16 protein-coding genes and 1 pseudogene are annotated in these 15231 nt (G+C 72.0%); 8 read left to right on the top strand and 9 right to left on the bottom strand.

Annotated elements, in window-relative coordinates:
• The first annotated feature begins 468 nt into the window (after nt 1-468).
• Genes AB5J50_RS18350 through AB5J50_RS18340 form a run of 3 tightly spaced genes read left to right on the top strand, consistent with a single transcriptional unit; the run spans nt 469 to nt 1995 of the window.
• Nucleotides 469-1128: a hypothetical protein gene (locus AB5J50_RS18350; protein WP_369259370.1), complete on the top strand. Its 660-nt coding sequence runs from the start codon at nt 469-471 to the stop codon at nt 1126-1128.
• 53 nt (nt 1129-1181) lie between these two features.
• Complete coding sequence (locus tag AB5J50_RS18345) at nt 1182-1694, top strand: hypothetical protein (protein WP_369259368.1); 513 nt, start codon at nt 1182-1184, stop codon at nt 1692-1694.
• Nucleotides 1687-1995 carry a hypothetical protein gene (locus tag AB5J50_RS18340; protein WP_369259366.1) on the top strand — a complete coding sequence of 103 codons (309 nt, stop codon included), beginning with the start codon at nt 1687-1689 and terminating at the stop codon, nt 1993-1995. Before AB5J50_RS18345 ends, AB5J50_RS18340 begins: the two co-directional genes overlap by 8 nt.
• 9 nt (nt 1996-2004) lie before the next feature.
• Here AB5J50_RS18340 and AB5J50_RS18335 read toward each other — a convergent pair whose 3' ends face one another.
• Both AB5J50_RS18335 and AB5J50_RS18330 read right to left on the bottom strand, forming a co-directional pair.
• Nucleotides 2005-2631: a Uma2 family endonuclease gene (locus AB5J50_RS18335; RefSeq protein WP_369259364.1), complete on the bottom strand. Its 627-nt coding sequence runs from the start codon at nt 2629-2631 to the stop codon at nt 2005-2007.
• A gap of 194 nt (nt 2632-2825) precedes the next feature.
• On the bottom strand, nt 2826-3917 hold the full coding sequence (locus AB5J50_RS18330; RefSeq protein ID WP_369259362.1) for a mechanosensitive ion channel family protein: 1092 nt from the start codon (nt 3915-3917) through the stop codon (nt 2826-2828).
• Between the two features lie 284 nt (nt 3918-4201).
• Here AB5J50_RS18330 and AB5J50_RS18325 point away from each other — a divergent pair, with 284 nt between their 5' ends.
• Nucleotides 4202-4738 carry an HNH endonuclease gene (locus AB5J50_RS18325; RefSeq protein ID WP_327428786.1) on the top strand — a complete coding sequence of 179 codons (537 nt, stop codon included), beginning with the start codon at nt 4202-4204 and terminating at the stop codon, nt 4736-4738.
• Between the two features lie 52 nt (nt 4739-4790).
• Here AB5J50_RS18325 and AB5J50_RS18320 read toward each other — a convergent pair whose 3' ends face one another.
• From AB5J50_RS18320 to AB5J50_RS18300, 5 genes and pseudogenes are all read right to left on the bottom strand, one after another.
• Complete coding sequence (locus AB5J50_RS18320) at nt 4791-5417, bottom strand: hypothetical protein (protein WP_369259360.1); 627 nt, start codon at nt 5415-5417, stop codon at nt 4791-4793.
• A gap of 20 nt (nt 5418-5437) precedes the next feature.
• Nucleotides 5438-6898, bottom strand: coding sequence for a hypothetical protein (locus AB5J50_RS18315; protein WP_369259358.1), 1461 nt, complete (start codon nt 6896-6898; stop codon nt 5438-5440).
• Nucleotides 6895-7701, bottom strand: coding sequence for an ABC transporter ATP-binding protein (locus tag AB5J50_RS18310; protein WP_369265433.1), 807 nt, complete (start codon nt 7699-7701; stop codon nt 6895-6897). The genes AB5J50_RS18315 and AB5J50_RS18310 overlap by 4 nt, the downstream gene beginning before the upstream one ends.
• 20 nt (nt 7702-7721) lie before the next feature.
• Nucleotides 7722-8651, bottom strand: a complete 930-nt coding sequence (locus AB5J50_RS18305; protein WP_369259356.1) for a zf-HC2 domain-containing protein — start codon at nt 8649-8651, stop codon at nt 7722-7724.
• Between the two features lie 140 nt (nt 8652-8791).
• Nucleotides 8792-9322 (bottom strand): annotated as a pseudogene (locus tag AB5J50_RS18300) (RNA polymerase sigma factor); the annotation flags it as partial.
• A 251-nt stretch (nt 9323-9573) separates the two neighbouring features.
• Here AB5J50_RS18300 and AB5J50_RS18295 point away from each other — a divergent pair.
• The 3 genes from AB5J50_RS18295 to AB5J50_RS18285 are packed head-to-tail and all read left to right on the top strand — an operon-like array spanning nt 9574 to nt 12278.
• Nucleotides 9574-9813, top strand: a complete 240-nt coding sequence (locus AB5J50_RS18295; RefSeq protein WP_369259354.1) for a hypothetical protein — start codon at nt 9574-9576, stop codon at nt 9811-9813.
• Complete coding sequence (malQ, locus tag AB5J50_RS18290) at nt 9814-11979, top strand: 4-alpha-glucanotransferase (RefSeq protein ID WP_369259352.1); 2166 nt, start codon at nt 9814-9816, stop codon at nt 11977-11979.
• A gap of 59 nt (nt 11980-12038) precedes the next feature.
• Nucleotides 12039-12278: a hypothetical protein gene (locus AB5J50_RS18285; protein WP_369259350.1), complete on the top strand. Its 240-nt coding sequence runs from the start codon at nt 12039-12041 to the stop codon at nt 12276-12278.
• Between the two features lie 123 nt (nt 12279-12401).
• Here the strand turns inward: AB5J50_RS18285 and AB5J50_RS18280 are convergent, their stop codons facing one another.
• On the bottom strand, nt 12402-13001 hold the full coding sequence (locus tag AB5J50_RS18280; RefSeq protein WP_369259348.1) for a TetR family transcriptional regulator: 600 nt from the start codon (nt 12999-13001) through the stop codon (nt 12402-12404).
• Nucleotides 13002-13128: 127 nt separating this feature from the next.
• Here AB5J50_RS18280 and AB5J50_RS18275 point away from each other — a divergent pair, with 127 nt between their 5' ends.
• Complete coding sequence (locus AB5J50_RS18275; RefSeq protein WP_369259346.1) at nt 13129-14733, top strand: FAD-dependent monooxygenase; 1605 nt, start codon at nt 13129-13131, stop codon at nt 14731-14733.
• Here AB5J50_RS18275 and AB5J50_RS18270 read toward each other — a convergent pair.
• On the bottom strand, nt 14659-15156 hold the full coding sequence (locus tag AB5J50_RS18270) for a MarR family winged helix-turn-helix transcriptional regulator (protein WP_369259344.1): 498 nt from the start codon (nt 15154-15156) through the stop codon (nt 14659-14661). The two genes, AB5J50_RS18275 and AB5J50_RS18270, sit on opposite strands and share 75 nt — an antisense overlap.
• Nucleotides 15157-15231: the final 75 nt, after the last annotated feature.

The following is a 15231-nucleotide window of genomic DNA, read 5'->3' as shown; positions in this document are numbered from 1 at the left end:
GAAGCGGGCCCCCGGGCATTGAGCTCCAGAACAAGGGCCCGCTGTTGAGGGTGACGATAGGGCGCGGCCGGATGTGCGCGTAATGCGGGCAGCCTGTGAAGACGATTAATTCCGGGCGGGCGGAAGTGGGGGTCCAATGGCGGGATCATGCGCATTACGACTTCGTCACGATCCTCTATAAGTGCAGGTCGGGGCCGTGTGGCGGGCATTGGGGATCATCTGTCCGATGTGGCAGGAATGCTTCGGCCGTGTCCGCACAGTCTCGGCACAGGCGTGAACCGTTTGAGTCTCCTGTGTCCGTGCGCGTCAAGGGTGTTGGAGCGGTTCGAGGTCACCATGTGATGACGGCGAGCCGTCCGTCCTGTGCACGCTCACAGGTACCCGCTTTTTGATGACGTACGGTGCCGGGCGGCCAGGGCTTCAGCCCGGGCATCCCCAACCTGGGCCGAACCCTCCGGAAGTGACTGTATGAAGGCGAACCGCATGGCGTGGGCGGGACTGGTGTGTCTGCTGGCGGCTGCCGCCGTGTCCTGCGACACGCGCTCCGGTGCCTCGTCGGCTCCCTCCGGGACACCGTCCTCTGCCGCGTCGCCCTCGTCCTTGGCGCCGTCCTCGTGCGCGAAGGGCACGTTCCATTGGGGAAAGGTGTCGGACAGCCCGAAGACCATCGCGGTGTCGCAACTCGTGCGGGTGAAGGCCGGCAAGGACTCCGCCAAGGTCACCTTCCGGTTCGCTCCGGTGCGCAGTGTCGTGGCACATGTCGAGGCGAGCGGAGAGGTGTCCGACAAGATGGTCTACAGGGCACTCGAAAAGCGCCTGGACATGGACGGGTGGCTCCTCTGGCACAACGGGAAGGCCGCGCCGGTTCCGGGGAAGCAAGAGGCCACCTTCCTGGACCTGGAGGGGAGGTCCCGTCAGTTCCTGGAAGTCCATGGTGTGCACGTCGTGGAGGCGAGTTTTGCCCTCGACTGCGCGACGGGATCGGGCGCGTCGGCGGCGCCGCTCTACGGCAGCGTCACGGCCTGGTACGGGAGCGATGAGGCCGGGTTGGTGTGTGGCGTCGAGCCCGCGAAGAAACGTTGGTTCAGAGAGGCCTACGACATGGTCTGTGCGGGGGCCCGCTCATGAGGCTGTTGATGAAGTGCTGGCGCACGGCTGCTGCCAGGTGTGTCCCGTTGGCGGTGACCCAGTTGCTCATCGCCCTCCTGGACGAGGAGTTCACCTGGGGAGCCGCCGGCGAGGAGGCGGCCGACACCCTGCTCGCGTGGACGGTCGTGAGCCTCGCGGCGGCGGTCATCGGAGTGCTGCTGCTGAAGAAGCGAGCCCGCGCGGCCCGCGTGGAACTGTCCGCCGGGGCCCTGGACGAGCGGCAGACGTATGTGCTGCGCGCGGTGCCCGTCTCGGACGGGTGGCAGGAGCGGGTCCGCGACGAACTGAAGGCGTCGGAGCGGGTGTTCCTCGTCGCGGAGCGAGGCCACGAGGAGATCCACTTCCGGTGGCGCCCCGGGCGCGGGGACCGGTCCGTCTGGGGGTCGATGGCCTTCGACGCGACGGCGGGTGACGTCCTCCTCGACGTCCACGACGGGGAAGGCGCCCTGGGAGTCGCCGGGCTGGGCAAGGGGGCTTCCTTCGCCGCGGTCTGCCAGATAGCCCGGACCGTGGGACTGGAGTCCTCGGGGGCGTCCCGTGGCTGAACTGTCGTGGTACGGCGTCCGATGCGTGTTCCGCCATCGCGACCTGGGCGTCTTCGAGGAGCGGTTGACGCTGTGGACGGCCGCTTCGCCGGACGAGGCCATCGCCCGCGCGGAGGCCGAGGCGCGCGAGTACGGCGAGGCGCTGGAGGACACCGAGTACACGGGCTTCGCCGAGTCGTACCGGATGGACGGCGGGCCGGGCGAGGGGGCCGAGGTCTTCTCCCTCATGCGGGAGAGCGGCCTTCCCTCGGCTGCCTACGTCGAGAGGTTCTTCGCCACGGGGGACGAGCGGACCGGTTGAGCGCCGGACCTACACCGCCGTCTCCAGGAAGGCGGCCGTGTCCAGTGTCGGGTACGGCTCCGGAAGGCGAAGCCGCTCGCCCAGGGCGACCTTGACCTCGGAGTCGTAGAACGCCTCCGTGGGGTCGTCGCCGGGCAGGACCGGGGCGGTGTAGCAGTGGGCTGTCTTCGCGTTGCGGTCGATCAGGACGTAGACGGGGACGCCCGCGGCGGCGTACGTGCGCAGCTTCGGGCCGGTGTCCGTCTCGTGGTTGGTGGAGGTGACTTCGCCGACCAGGGCGATCATGTCGATGGGGTACCAGCCGCCGTGGGCGGCGCTGTACGACTCCTCCTGCGCGGTCGGCCTGCGGCGGCGCACGTAGAAATCCGGGACGACGAGAGCGGAGGCGCCGTGCTCGTCGGCGACTCGGTAGCCGTTGCCGACGCCTACCTCATCGACTCCGGCCGAGTGGAGCTGGATGATCAGAGCCAAGGCGGTGTCATTGTGTCGGTCGTCCGGCCGGGAGGGGATGTACGCCGTCTCCTCGATGTACTCGGGCCGAATCGGTGCGGTGGACGCCTTGTCGAACGCTGCCAGTAGTTCGACAGCGTCGTGCTGCGGTGAGGAGTCCGGTCCGTTTGTGAGGTCGGCGTTCAACGCGGGCCCTCCCTTGGGCGCTGGTTCGGGATGACCTGCAGAGCATGAGTGCCCCTACGCCGTACGGCCCCGGAATGCCGCGACCCTTCACTCGAACGAGTGTGCTGAACCGTTACGGCGGCCATCCCCAGGGCGCGCATACGAAAGAGGCGGCGCCCCGGACACTCCGGGCGCCGCCTCCGTCGTACGCCGTACTACTTCGGTGTGCTCGGCGCGGGGATCGGTGCGGTGGCCGCGACCTGCGGTGACGCCAGGTTCGCGTGGGCCGACGGGGCCGCGACGGACTCCGTGGGGTCCGGGGCCGGGGCCTCCTCCTCCGCCGGGGCGGGGCCGCCGACGATGCGGATGTCCGCGGCGTCGAAGGCGCGCTTGATGCGCCAGCGGAGCTCGCGCTCGACGGAGAGGGCCTTGCCGGGCATCGTCTTGGCCGAGACGCGGACGACCATGGAGTCGAGGAGGACGCTGTCGAGGCCGAGGACCTCGATCGGGCCCCAGAGGCGCTCGTTCCAGGGCTCTTCCTTGCTCATGGTCTCGGCGACCTCGTTCAGGACGCCTTGGACGCGGTCCAGGTCCTCCGAGGCGCGGACGGTGACGTCGACGCCGGCCGTCGCCCAGCCCTGGGAGAGGTTGCCGATCCGCTTGACCTCGCCGTTGCGGACGTACCAGATCTCGCCGTTGTCGCCGCGCAGCTTGGTCACGCGCAGGCCGACCTCGACGACCTCGCCGGAGGCGACGCCCGCGTCGATCGTGTCCCCGACGCCGTACTGGTCCTCCAGGATCATGAAGACGCCGGAGAGGAAGTCGGTGACCAGGTTGCGCGCGCCGAAACCGATCGCGACACCGGCCACACCCGCGGAGGCGAGCAGCGGGGCCAGATTGATCTCGAACGTGCCGAGGATCATCAGCGCGCCGGTGCCCATGATCAGGAAGGACGCGACCGAGCGCAGCACCGAGCCGATGGCCTGGGAGCGCTGGCGGCGGCGTTCGACGTTGACCAGCAGACCGCCGAGCGCGGTGCCGTCGACGGCCTGCGCGGTGTGGTTCATGTGTTCTATGAGCTTGGTGATCGCCCGCCGTACCACCACTCTCAGCACACCCGCGATCACCAGGATCAGCAGGACCCGCAGGCCGATGCTGAGCCAGGTGGACCAGTTCTGCTCGATCCAGCCGGCGGCGTTGGTCGCACTTTCCTGGGCGTCCTGAAGCGTGGCGACCGTCGGGTCCGTCGACGTCGAGGGAGACGGCGACGGGGTCGAACCGGCGGCCAATAGGACGGGCAGGGACACGGCAGGTACCTCCAGGCGTAGCGGTCCGCCCGCGGCAGGGGACATTGAGGGGCGCCGGTCGGGCAGACCCACCACACTAACGGGGCAACGCGGGAGTCTCGTCGCCATGTTCGAGGGAGAGACAGTGCTCACCTGGGGATGAAGAAGGGGACGAAGAAGGTGTGGTCGAAAACACTCCCAGCCCGTTACCGGGACATGGTGGCGCTTCCACCAGGCATTCGGGGACACTGGCCACAGATCGTCCCGGCGCGAGCCACGCGCCGCCGACGCCCAAGGAGGCATCCGTGCCGCATGTCCTGGTCCTCAACGCGTCGTACGAGCCGCTCGGCGTCGTACCGCTCCGCCGCGCGCTCGTCCTCGTCCTCGAGAACAAGGCCATCTGCCTCGAGGAATCCGGCGCCTTTATGCATAGCGCAACCGTTACTGTCCCCGCACCCAGCGTGGTCCGGCTGAAGAGGTTCGTGCGGGTCCCTTACCGGGGGCCCGTTCCGCTGACCAGGCGAGCTCTGTTCGCTCGCGACGGTGGCCGGTGCATGTACTGCGGTGGCGTCGCAACCAGCGTCGACCACGTCATCCCGCGCTCCCGCGGAGGTCAGCACGCCTGGGAAAACGTGGTGGCATCATGCCGCCGCTGCAACCACACCAAGGCCGACCGTCACCTGGTCGAGATCGGCTGGCGCCTGCGCCATAAACCCGCCCCGCCGACGGGGCTCGCATGGCGCATCATCGGAACAGGGCATAGGGACCCGCGCTGGCTGCCCTACCTGCAGCCGTACGGCGCGGACGACGCGATGGCCCGGATCGACGGCATCTCCGCCTGACGATCCGGGCCTTTGTGTACCTGGCCGCAGCCTGGACCCGTACGACCCCGCGTCAGGCGCGGGGTCCTTCGGGACGGGAGCCGCGCGCTGCGTAGAGTGCCGTGCCCAGCACGAAGAGTGCGAGGCCCACGGCCCAGGCGCCGCGCTGTGGGCCCGGCTGCATGAACCAGGCCAGGACCGTTGCCTTCTCAACACGGGGCGAGGCGGCCGAGAGGAACACGGCGCTGAAGTACAGCGTCGTCGGCATCCAGCTCAGCCGGGCCCCGAGCAGCACCGCCGAGGCCGCCGTGATGCCGATGGCCCCCAACGTGTTGCGGACCATCGCCGCCGCGCCGAACTCCTGGGCGTGCCCCGGTACGGCGAGGGCCAGCAGCACCGCCGAGAGCGCGGTCAGCACCAGCAGGTGGGCCAGGCGCCGCGGCCACCAGGGGCGTACGGCGGTGTCGTCCAGGTCGTGCGAGTACGTGTGGAGGCTCACGCCAATCGCCGTCGAGGCCAGCAGCGGGGCGAGCGAGAGCAACGGCACCCTGCTGTACGGGTCGAGGTACGTGGCCGGGCGGCTCGCCACCCACAGGGTGACGAGCGCGGCGCAGACCAGGGCCGCCACCGTCGCCGGGACGGCGCGCGAGCGGGCATAGAGGACGACGGGGCTGGGCCCGGGGCCGGATACGGCATTCACCTTGAGTCTCCGTGCGGCATTCACAGGGACGGGACCTCGCTCGGCTTCGGGTCGCAGTCCTGGGCTGTGGCGAAGTAGCGGCTGAGCCAGGAGCGGCGTTCGTCGTCGGTCATGGCGGTGAGGTGCGCGTACGCCTTGTCCTCCGCGCGGAAGCTTGCGATTTTCTCCGTTTCACCCCGCTGCCGGGCCAGCGCCACATACTGCTCGCGTATCTCCTTGGACACGGAATCAGGGGCCAGCCAGCGCAGTACGGCGTCGTCGGTGAGCTGGATCCGCTGGGACGGCAGATCCTCGCAGTCGATGCGGACCAGCGCGTGGGCGGCCTCCCGCGCATACCGCTCCGGGGCGGTCACCTTGCCGCGGACGACGCTCCAGCCGAACGGGGTGAGGATCGGCAGCCGTGCCTCCTCCTTGTGCGGGTCGCGCCCGAGGTCCTCGTAGCGGACCGGCAGGTTCTGCACGCCCTTCAGACGGCCGGTGAGACCGGACAGCGCGTCGGTCACTTCCGGCAGCAGGCCCGGATAGGTGGCGTTGACGCAGATGTTCGGGGTGGTCGACTCGTCGCACACCTGCCGGTGGGTGAGCGGGTTGTCGCGCAGCAGGCCGTCGCCCGTCTGCACCAGGAGGACGGCGGCGCCGAGCGCGGCCGCGAGCGGCAGCAGCGCGGTGGCCCTGCGGTACGCGGCATGGGCCAGGACCGCGGCGGTGGCCAGCCCGGCCGCCCACAGGGCCGACAGGAGCGGATACCACCAGACGGGGAGGACGCTGTCACCGAAGACGTGGAGCAGGGCGAGTGCGAGGAAACGGAGGTCGGACGGCTGTTTGCCGAGGGTGCCGACGGCGACGTATCCGCAGATGGCGAGCACGGGCGCGGTCAGCCGGAAGGGCGCGACCCGCCCCGCCGTGTGGCCGAGGACCGTACAGGCGGCGAGCGAGAGGGCGGTGGCCGCGTGGACGAGCGGCATCGGGTCGCCCGCCGACGCGTAAGGCGCGCAGGCGAGCACCGATCCGGCGGTCACTACCAGGTAGGCCCCGGCCAGCCAGCAGGAGAGGGGCAGGGCGGCCGTCAGAAACTGGGCGAGCGGCGTACGAGCGGTCGACGCGAGCAGCTCCGCCGTCCGCCGTCTGCGCTCCCGGCCGCCCTGCCAGGCACCCGAGGCGAGCGCGAACGGGACGCCGATCATGCCGGCCGCGGTGTTCAGCTCCTCGGTCATCTCGCCCCAACTGCCCTGCCACTGGGTCGATGTGGCGGCGAGAGCCCACCCGAGAGCGAGGATCAGCCCGCCGCCTGCCCAGGGGGCGAAGCCGCGCAGGGCCTCGACGCGGAAGGGGTGGGGAGCGGAGCGGGGACGGGGTTTCGGAGCGGACGGCGCCTGCGGGCGCGGGATCCGCTGACGGCCGGCGTCGGGCCGGCGGGTCCCGGTGTCGGCCGGTCGGCCGCCGGTCGGACTGTCTCCGTTCGGCTGGACACGTACGTTCATCGGCCGGCCCCAGCCGCCGTCGAAGCGCGGTGGCCGCGCAGGGCCGCCGTGTAACCACGTTCGATGGCGTTGCCGTCGGACTCGTGACCGTTCGCGCCGAGGGCGGCGAGCGAGCGGGGCGTGCCGCGGTAGGCGACCCGGCCGGTCTCGATCAGGGTCACGTCCGTGCAGGCCGCGGCCACGTCCTCCACCAGGTGGGTGGAGACGATCACGGTGGCGGTCTCGCCCAGCTCCCGCAGCAACGCGCGGAACTCGACGCGCTGTTCCGGGTCGAGGCCCGCGGTGGGTTCGTCGAGGAGCAGGAGGCGGGGGTCGTTCACGATGGCCTGGGCGATCCCGACACGGCGGATCATGCCGCCGGACAGGGTCTTGACCTTCGCGTCGATACGGCCGGCGAGGCCGACCCGGGCCACGGCCCGTTCGACCGCGGCGGAGGCGGCCACGGCCGGCAGTTCCTTCAGCCATGCCACGTAGGCGACGAACTCCCGCACCGTGAAGCCCGGGTAGTACCCGAAGTCCTGTGGCAGATAGCCGAGTTCCCGGCGGACCGCGCCGCGCTCCCGGTGGCCGCGGAGGTCGCTGCCGAGCATCTCCACCCGGCCCGCGGTGGGCTCCGCGACCGTCGCGAGGACGCGGATGAGCGAGGTCTTGCCGGCGCCGTTGGGGCCGAGCAGACCGTGGACGCCGGGGCCGAAGTCCAGGTCGACGGCGTCCAGGGCGGTGGTCCTGCGATGCCGGACGGTCAGCCCGGAGATCCGTATGGCGGCGGTCCGGAGACCGTCTTCGCCGTGCGTGGCCGGCATGCCGGTCGTACCAGGGATGTTCACATCGTCTCCAGACGGTCGTACGCGGAACGGCGCGCGGCGAGGAGGAGGGCGCAGAGCGCGGCAGCCGCCGCCCAGCCCGCCTGCGGTGAGGCGCCGGTGAAGTAGAGGGAGAGCTGCTGTACGAGACGGGCCGTCAGGCCGGAGCCGGTGGCCGTGAGGACGGAGGCCGTGAGAACGGGGGCCGCGAGCGCGAGCAGCCAGCCCCCGCCGACCACCGCCGTCGCGGTACGGCAGCCCACGTACCCGGACAGCACGAGCGAGGCCAGCGTCAGGGCCAGCCCGGGCAGCAGCCAGGTGGCCGCCGCCGGTGCCGCGGGCAGGTGCGGGCCGGAGGGCGGGAGGAGCAGCCCCGCCACCGTCAGCAACGGCAGGCTCACCGCCAGCACGGCGGCCGTCCGCATCAGCAGGAGGCGCAGTCCGCCGGACGGGGAGGTCGCGACGATCTCGTGCAGTGGATCGGCGTGCCGTCCGTACGAGAGGGCGACGCCTGCCACGGGTACAACCGGCGCGACGGCCAGCAGCAGCGGCCGCGCGCCGGCCGCCCCGCCCCCGTACGCGAGCGCGACCGCCCCCACGGCCACCAGCACCACGGCCCCGGCCCAGGCCCCGCGCAGGGCGGGCCCGGCGGCCCAGACGATCCGCGTGAGCCGTCCCCCGACGGCTCGCGCGGGAGCGGGGAGCCGGGTGGGCGCGGGGTCCGAGGTCCGTGCGGTGGTCGGTGCCGGTTCGCGTACCGCGTGCAGGACCGCGTCCCGCACCTCCGCGAGCACCACCCCGGCTGCCCCCGCGCGGGCCGCGTGCGAGACCCGTGCGGCGCACGGCCCGCAGCTCTCCAGGTGTTTCTCCAGTGACCAGGCGTCCGTCTCCGGGAGGGAGCCGTCCGCATAGCGGGTGACGAGGTCGTCGGGGGCGTGCCAGCCGGTCATGCCGGACCTCCCAGCGGGGACGGTGCCAAGGACGGATTCAGGTAGGGGCCGAGCGCTGAATTCAGGGACGGGTTCAGGGATGCGCTCAGGGACGGGTTCTTGGATGCGCTCAGGGATGGGTTCAGGGAGGGGTTCAGATGGGCGAGGGCCGCGCGGAGTTCGGCGCGGGCGCGCATGGCGCGGGTTTTGACCGTGCCCTCCGGGATGCCGAGGAGACGGGCGGTCTCGCGCGTGGTCAGACCGTCGACGACCGTGGCCCGCAGCACCTCGCGCAGTTCGGGAGAGATACGGTCCAGGGCCGAACCCACGTCTCCGTACTCGAGCCCGGTCAGCACGCTCTCCTCCGCGGAGGGCTCGGGCGCCGGCGCCGCGTACTCCACGCGCGCCGCCCGCTCCTGCACCCGCTGCGCGTCCACCAGACGGCGCGCCGCGATCGTCCACAGCCAGCCGCCGGCCTCCGCGCCCCGGTGCGCGCCCGCCGACCGCCAGACGGTCACGAAGGTGTCCTGCAACACCTCGCGCACCACCTCGGGATCGGCGCACCGCCGGGTCAGCCGCAGATGCAGCCAGCCGGCGTGCCGGTCGTACAGCGCGGCCATCGCCGCCGAGTCCCCGTCCGCCACGGCCCGCAGCAGCGCCGCGTCCGTGTCGTCCTCCCGGTGGCCCCCCATGGGGCGGAACAGTCTCACACCCCGTCTATCGACCCCCTCGGGCCGATCGGTTCACCCCGCGGCCGATCGCAGCGGCCGGTGTCGACAAGGGTGGCCGAAGTGCCCTGTCTGCCCCAGCCTGGGGTTGTCGAAAGGGAACAGAATGTGACCAGGAGCACGTTGTTCGTCAGGGAACGTCTGCCGTCGCGCCCGCTGGGTAAGGCTGCGGTAACCCGCATTCGACACTCGACGCACTCGACAAGGAGGCCCCCGTGGCCGCATCGGGACACCTTCTCCTCTCGGCCCGTTCCAAACGCGAGGCGGAGTCGCCGGTCGAGCCCGAGGGCGCCCAGCTGTGTCTGCTCAGCGCGGAGGGTGCCTGTGCGGAGGCGCCGCTGACCAGTGAACCGCCGTTGCCCGACGCCGGGCCGCTGACCAGTGAGCCGCCGCTGGCCGAGGCCGCGCACCTGACGAGCGAGCCCACCTCCACCGGCGTCGCCCCGGGGGTCTAGATGGCACCTCGTCGGCCCGCCGACCCCTCGCAGACGACGCCACAGGCGCCCCCGACCCCCTTGTCCCGGCTCGCCGAACTGCACGGCGTCGCCAGCTCCTACAGCCCCTCCCCGGACCGTACGGTCGCGGCCGACGACACCGCGCTCGTCGCGACCCTGGCCGCGCTCGGCGTCGACGCGAGCTCCCCGGACGCCGTGAGCGCCTCCCTCGCCGCACGGGAGGCCGAGACCCGGGAGCGGCTGCTGCCGCCGACGGTGGTGTGCTGGGGCGGCCAGGTCCCCGCCGAGCTGACCGGACTGCCGGACGGCACCCGCCTCCGTATCGCCACCGAACAGGGCGAGACGCGCGCCTCGGCCGAACAACTCCCGCCCGGCGTCCACGCGTTGCACGCCACCGCGCCCGACGGCCGCACCGCCGACACCCACCTCGTCGTCGCCCCCGCCCGGCTGCCCACGCCGCCCGGACGGACGTACGGCCTCCTCGTCCAGCTCTACTCCCTCCTCTCCCGCCGCTCCTGGGGCATGGGCGACCTTGGCGACCTCAGCGAGCTGGCCGCCTGGGCGGGCCGGGCGCTGGGCGCCGGATTCGTGCAGGTCAACCCGTTGCACGCGGCCGTACCCGGCGCTCCCACCGATCCCTCCCCGTACCGGCCCTCCTCCCGACGCTTCGCCGACCCGGTGCACCTGCGGGTCGAGGACATCCCCGAGTTCGCGTACGCCGACGAGCCCGACCGGCTGCGTACGCTGCTGGAGCGCGCCGAGCGGCTGCGTGAATCCGTGCTGCACAAAGGCGCGTTGATCGACCGCGACGCCGTCTGGGAACTCAAGCGCGAGGCGCTGGAACTGGTGCGCGCGGTGCCCCTCGGTCCCGGCAGGCGGGCCGCGTACGCCGACTTCCTCGCCGAGGAGAGCGAGGCCCTGGAGGACCACGCCACCTGGTGCGCGCTCGCCGAGGTGTACGGCTCCGACTGGCACACCTGGCCCCAAGGCCTGCGTGACCCCCGCTCGTCCGAAACCGCCCGGGCCCGCGCCGAGTTGATGGACCGCGTCGACTTCCACACCCGGCTCGCCTGGCTCACGGACGCCCAGCTCGCCACCGCCCAGCGCTCCGCGCGCGACGCGGGCATGGCCGTGGGCCTCGTACACGATCTCGCCGTCGGGGTGCATCCGGACGGGGCCGACGCCTGGGCGCAGCAGGAGTACTTCGCGGCGGGCATGTCGGTCGGCGCGCCCCCGGACGCCTTCAACGCGCGTGGCCAGGACTGGGGCCTGCCGCCCTGGCGCCCGGACCGGCTCGCCGCGTCCGGCTACGCCCCGTACCGCCGTCTCCTGCGCGCCCTCTTCCGGCACGCGGGTGCCCTGCGCATCGACCATGTCATGGGCCTCTTCCGGCTCTGGTGGATCCCGCAGGGCCGGCCGCCCACGGAGGGCGCGTACGTCCGTTACGACGCCGAGGCGATGCTCGCGATCCTGGCGCTGGAGGCCTCCCGGGCCGGGGCGCTGGTGATCGGCGAGGACCTCGGCACGGTGGAGCCGGGCGTGCGCGAGACGCTCCAGGCGCGCGGGGTGCTCGGCACCTCCGTGCTGTGGTTCGAACGCGACTGGGACGGCGACGGACAGCCCCTTCCCCCCGAGCGCTGGCGCGCCGACTGCCTGGCCACGGCCACCACCCACGATCTGCCGCCCACCGCGGCCCGGCTCACCGGCGACCACGTCGAACTCCGCGACCGGCTCGGCCTGTTGACCGGATCCCTGGAGGAGGAACGGGCCGCGGCCGCCGCGGACACGGGGGAGTGGCTGACGCTGCTCACCCGGCTCGGGCTGCTGCACTGCGCGAGCGGCGGCTGCGCCGCGGTGTCGGAGGAGGCCGAGATCCAGGCCGTGCACCGGTTCCTGCTGCGCACCCCGGCCCGCATGATCGGCGTCTGGCTGCCGGACGCGATCGGCGACCGCCGCCCGCAGAATCTGCCCGGCACTTGGGACCAGTACCCCAACTGGCGCCTGCCCGTCGCGGACGCCGAGGGCCGCCCGGTGACGCTGGAGGAACTGGCCGCGTCGCCCAGGCTGCACGCGCTGATCGAGGTGGTGCGGGCGCGTTCCGGAGGCGGTGGGGGCGGTGGGGGCCGCGGCGGCGGGGACCGCGGGGGTGGTCGCGCGGAGCGCTGAGTACCTCCGTACGGCACCCCGGGCGCGCGACCCATTCAGGTGTTCGCTACGTTTGCACCGTGGACAAGAAGAACGCCCTGCGCGCCGGCGCTTTGGCCGCCGGTACGACGCTGATGATGCTGCTCATGTCGTCCCCCGCGCTCGCGCTGACCCGCGACGACGGTGACGACCCCGGCGCGGGCCTGAGCGTGATCGACACGCTGGGTCTCTACGTCGTGACGCCGATCGTGCTGTTCCTGGTCATCGCCGGCCTCGTGATGGCCCTGGACAAGTCCCGTGATCGGCCGACGCAGAGCTGATCCGGCTCCGCTTTCACTCACTCTTTCGGTCGAGGGAGTCGGTGCACCCGCTGGGTGCGCCGGCTCCCTCGACCTGTTTTCGCGGGTCCGTGAATGCGGCGTGAATGCGCGGGTGCCCGCGTTCTACGGGTTCGGCGCTGTCAGATACCGCTGCACCGTCGGGCCCAGCCACGCCACGATCTCCCCGCGGCTCAGCGCGACGGCCGGCCCGAACCGCAGGATGTAGCGGGCGAGCGCCAGCCCGAGCAGTTGTGAGGAGCACAGCGCGGCCCGTGCCGGAGCCTGCTCGGGGTCGGGGCAGGCGCGCACGGCGAACGGCGCCAGCTGGTCGCGGAAGATGGCCTGCATGCGCTCGGCGCCGGCCTGATTGGTGACGCCGACCCGGAGTATCGCGGTCAGCACCTCGTTCTCCTCCCAGAGGTCGAGGAAGTGGCTCACCAGGACGCGGCCCACGTCGTGCATGTCGAGGCCCGCCGGATCGGGCATCCGCAGATCGACGTCGAGCACGGCGGCGAACAACCCCTCCTTCGAACCGTAATAGCGCATGACCATCGACGGATCGATCTGCGCGTCCTTGGCGATGGCGCGGATGGTGGCCCGTTCGTAACCGTCGGCCGCGAAGCGCTCGCGGGCCGCGGCGAGGATCGCGGTGCGGGTCCCGTCGGAACGGCGGGGCGCGGAGGCGGCGGTGGAGGCGGAGGGCTGGTGTTCCTTGACTGTCATGCCAACAAGCGTAGGCCAACACGTGTTGACGGTCCAGCGGGGTCGTCGTATGTTTGCAAACAAGCGTTGGCCAACAAGTGTTGGCAAGCGAGCGTTGGCCAGTAGGCGTTGGCATCAGGAGGCCGCCATGAACGGCAACACGAGCAACACGCACATCACCCACACCGTTGGCACCACAGACACCACTGGCACCGCGCGCAACGCGAGCCCCACCGCTCCCCACGACGTCATCGTCGTCGGCTCCGGCCCCACCGGGCTGCTGCTGGCCGGCGACCTCGCCACCGCCGGCGTCCCCGTCACCCTCGTCGAGAAGCGCCCGCACAAGATCAGCAACCTCTCCCGCGCCTTCGTCCTGCACGCCCGCACCCTGGAGCAGCTCGACGCCCGCGGCCTCGCCGACGGCCTGGAGCTGGGCGGCCGGACCCTCGACCGCATCCGTCTTTTCGGCGGACTCACCGTCGCGCTCGACACCCTCCCCTCCCGCTTCAACCACCTCCTCGTCATCCCGCAGTACGAGGTGGAGAAGGCGCTGCTGCGGCGGGCGGAAGAGGCCGGAGTGCGGTTCCGGTACGAGAGCGAGGTCACCGGGCTGAGCCAGGACGCGGACGGGGTGACGCTCGAAGTCCGGCGCGCGGACGGCGAGTCGGAGACGCTGGCGGCCGCGTATGTCGTCGGGACGGACGGGATGCGGAGCGCGGTGCGCGCGGCGGTCGGGCTGCCGTTCCCCGGCAAGTCGGTCATCCGGTCCGTCGTCCTCGCGGACGTCCGGCTCGACGAGGAGCCGGAGTCGGTGCTGACGGCCAACGCCGTCGGCGACGCCTTCGCCTTCATCGCGCCCTTCGGTGACGGCTACTACCGGGTGATCGGCTGGCACCGCGGCCGTGACGTCCCGGACAACGAGCCGCTCGAACTCGACGAGGTCAAGGAGATCGCCCGGCTCGCCCTCGGCCACGACTACGGCATGCGCGACGCCCGCTGGATGTCCCGCTTCCACAGCGACGAGCGCCAGGCGCCCGCCTACCGGGTCGGCCGCGTCTTCCTCGCCGGGGACGCCGCCCACGTCCACACTCCGGCCGGCGGCCAGGGCATGAACACCGGTCTCCAGGACGCGGCGAACCTCGGCTGGAAGCTGGCGGCCGTCCTCAACGGGCATGCGGACACCGCCCTGTTGGACACCTACCAGGCCGAGCGCCACCCCGTCGGCAAGTCCGTGCTGCGCAGCAGCGGCGGCATCGTACGGCTCGCGATGGCCAAGCGCCCCTGGACGCTGGCGCTGCGCGCCGGGCTCACCGCGTTCCTCAACCACGTCGGCCCCGCCCGTCGCAAGGCCGCGGGCCAGATCACGGGCATCGGGTATGCGTACGGGGCGCCGCGCGGCGCGCACCGCCTGGTCGGCACGCGCGTCCCGGACGTCGCCCTGAAGAGCGGCCGCCTCTACGAGGCCCTGCGCGGCGGCAGGTTCGTACTGATCGCCCCTCGGCCGTACGACGCCGGGGACCGCGCCGACCGCCTCGCCGTCGAGCGCTGGGCGAGCGACCGGCGTACGACCGTGCTCGTGCGGCCCGACGGATATGTGGCCTGGGCCGCGGAGACCCCGGACGCGGCGGCGGTCGAGGCGGCGCTGGCCGCCGCGGTGGGTGAGCCGGGGGCGCGCCGGCTAGTCGGTGGCGCCGGCCAGCAACTCGCGCAGGAGACCGGCGAGTTGACCGGCCTGGTCCTCGTCGAGGGCTGAGAGGGCCTCCGTCTGGACGGCGAGCCCCGCTCCGACGGCCTCGTCGATCAGCCGCAGACCCTCGTCCGTGAGCGTGACCTGGAGCCCGCGCCGGTCGTGCGGATCGGGTGAGCGGCGGAGCAGTCCGGCCCGCTCCAGCTTGTCCAGGCGCCCGGTCATCCCGCCGGTGGTGAGCATGAGCGTCGCCGAGAGCTGCCGGGGTGAGAGCGCGTACGGGGCGTCCGAGCGGCGCAGCGTCGCCAGCACGTCGAACTCCCCGCGCGAGATGCCGTAACGCGCGTACGCCTTCTCCATACGGTCGCCCATCGCGCGTGCGAGCCGGAAGATCCGGCCGAAGACCTCCATCGCGGCGGTGTCGAGGTCCGGCCGGACCGTGGCCCACTGTCCGATGATCGCGTCGACGGGGTCTTTGGGGGTGCTCATGGGGGCGAGTATCCGCCGCGGATCGGTCGGCCGCAAGAAAGTAGCTTGACGAAAAGTAGCTTAGAAGTAAGCTAC

Origin of the sequence: Streptomyces sp. R35, from assembly GCF_041053035.1 — a bacterium.
Lineage (GTDB): Bacteria > Actinomycetota > Actinomycetes > Streptomycetales > Streptomycetaceae > Streptomyces > Streptomyces lutosisoli.
Note: the sequence above shows the minus strand (reverse complement) of the source record. Positions and strands in the feature narration are given on the sequence as shown.

Coding starts and splice junctions, on each gene's coding strand:
- AB5J50_RS18350 (WP_369259370.1), top strand. CDS start 469: ATGAAGGCGAACCGCATGGCGTGGGCGGGACTGGTGTGTCTGCTGGCG.
- AB5J50_RS18315 (WP_369259358.1), bottom strand. CDS start 6,898: ATGAACGTACGTGTCCAGCCGAACGGAGACAGTCCGACCGGCGGCCGA.
- AB5J50_RS18310 (WP_369265433.1), bottom strand. CDS start 7,701: ATGCCGGCCACGCACGGCGAAGACGGTCTCCGGACCGCCGCCATACGG.
- AB5J50_RS18305 (WP_369259356.1), bottom strand. CDS start 8,651: ATGACCGGCTGGCACGCCCCCGACGACCTCGTCACCCGCTATGCGGAC.
- malQ (WP_369259352.1), top strand. CDS start 9,814: ATGGCACCTCGTCGGCCCGCCGACCCCTCGCAGACGACGCCACAGGCG.
- AB5J50_RS18280 (WP_369259348.1), bottom strand. CDS start 13,001: ATGACAGTCAAGGAACACCAGCCCTCCGCCTCCACCGCCGCCTCCGCG.
- AB5J50_RS18275 (WP_369259346.1), top strand. CDS start 13,129: ATGAACGGCAACACGAGCAACACGCACATCACCCACACCGTTGGCACC.
- AB5J50_RS18270 (WP_369259344.1), bottom strand. CDS start 15,156: ATGAGCACCCCCAAAGACCCCGTCGACGCGATCATCGGACAGTGGGCC.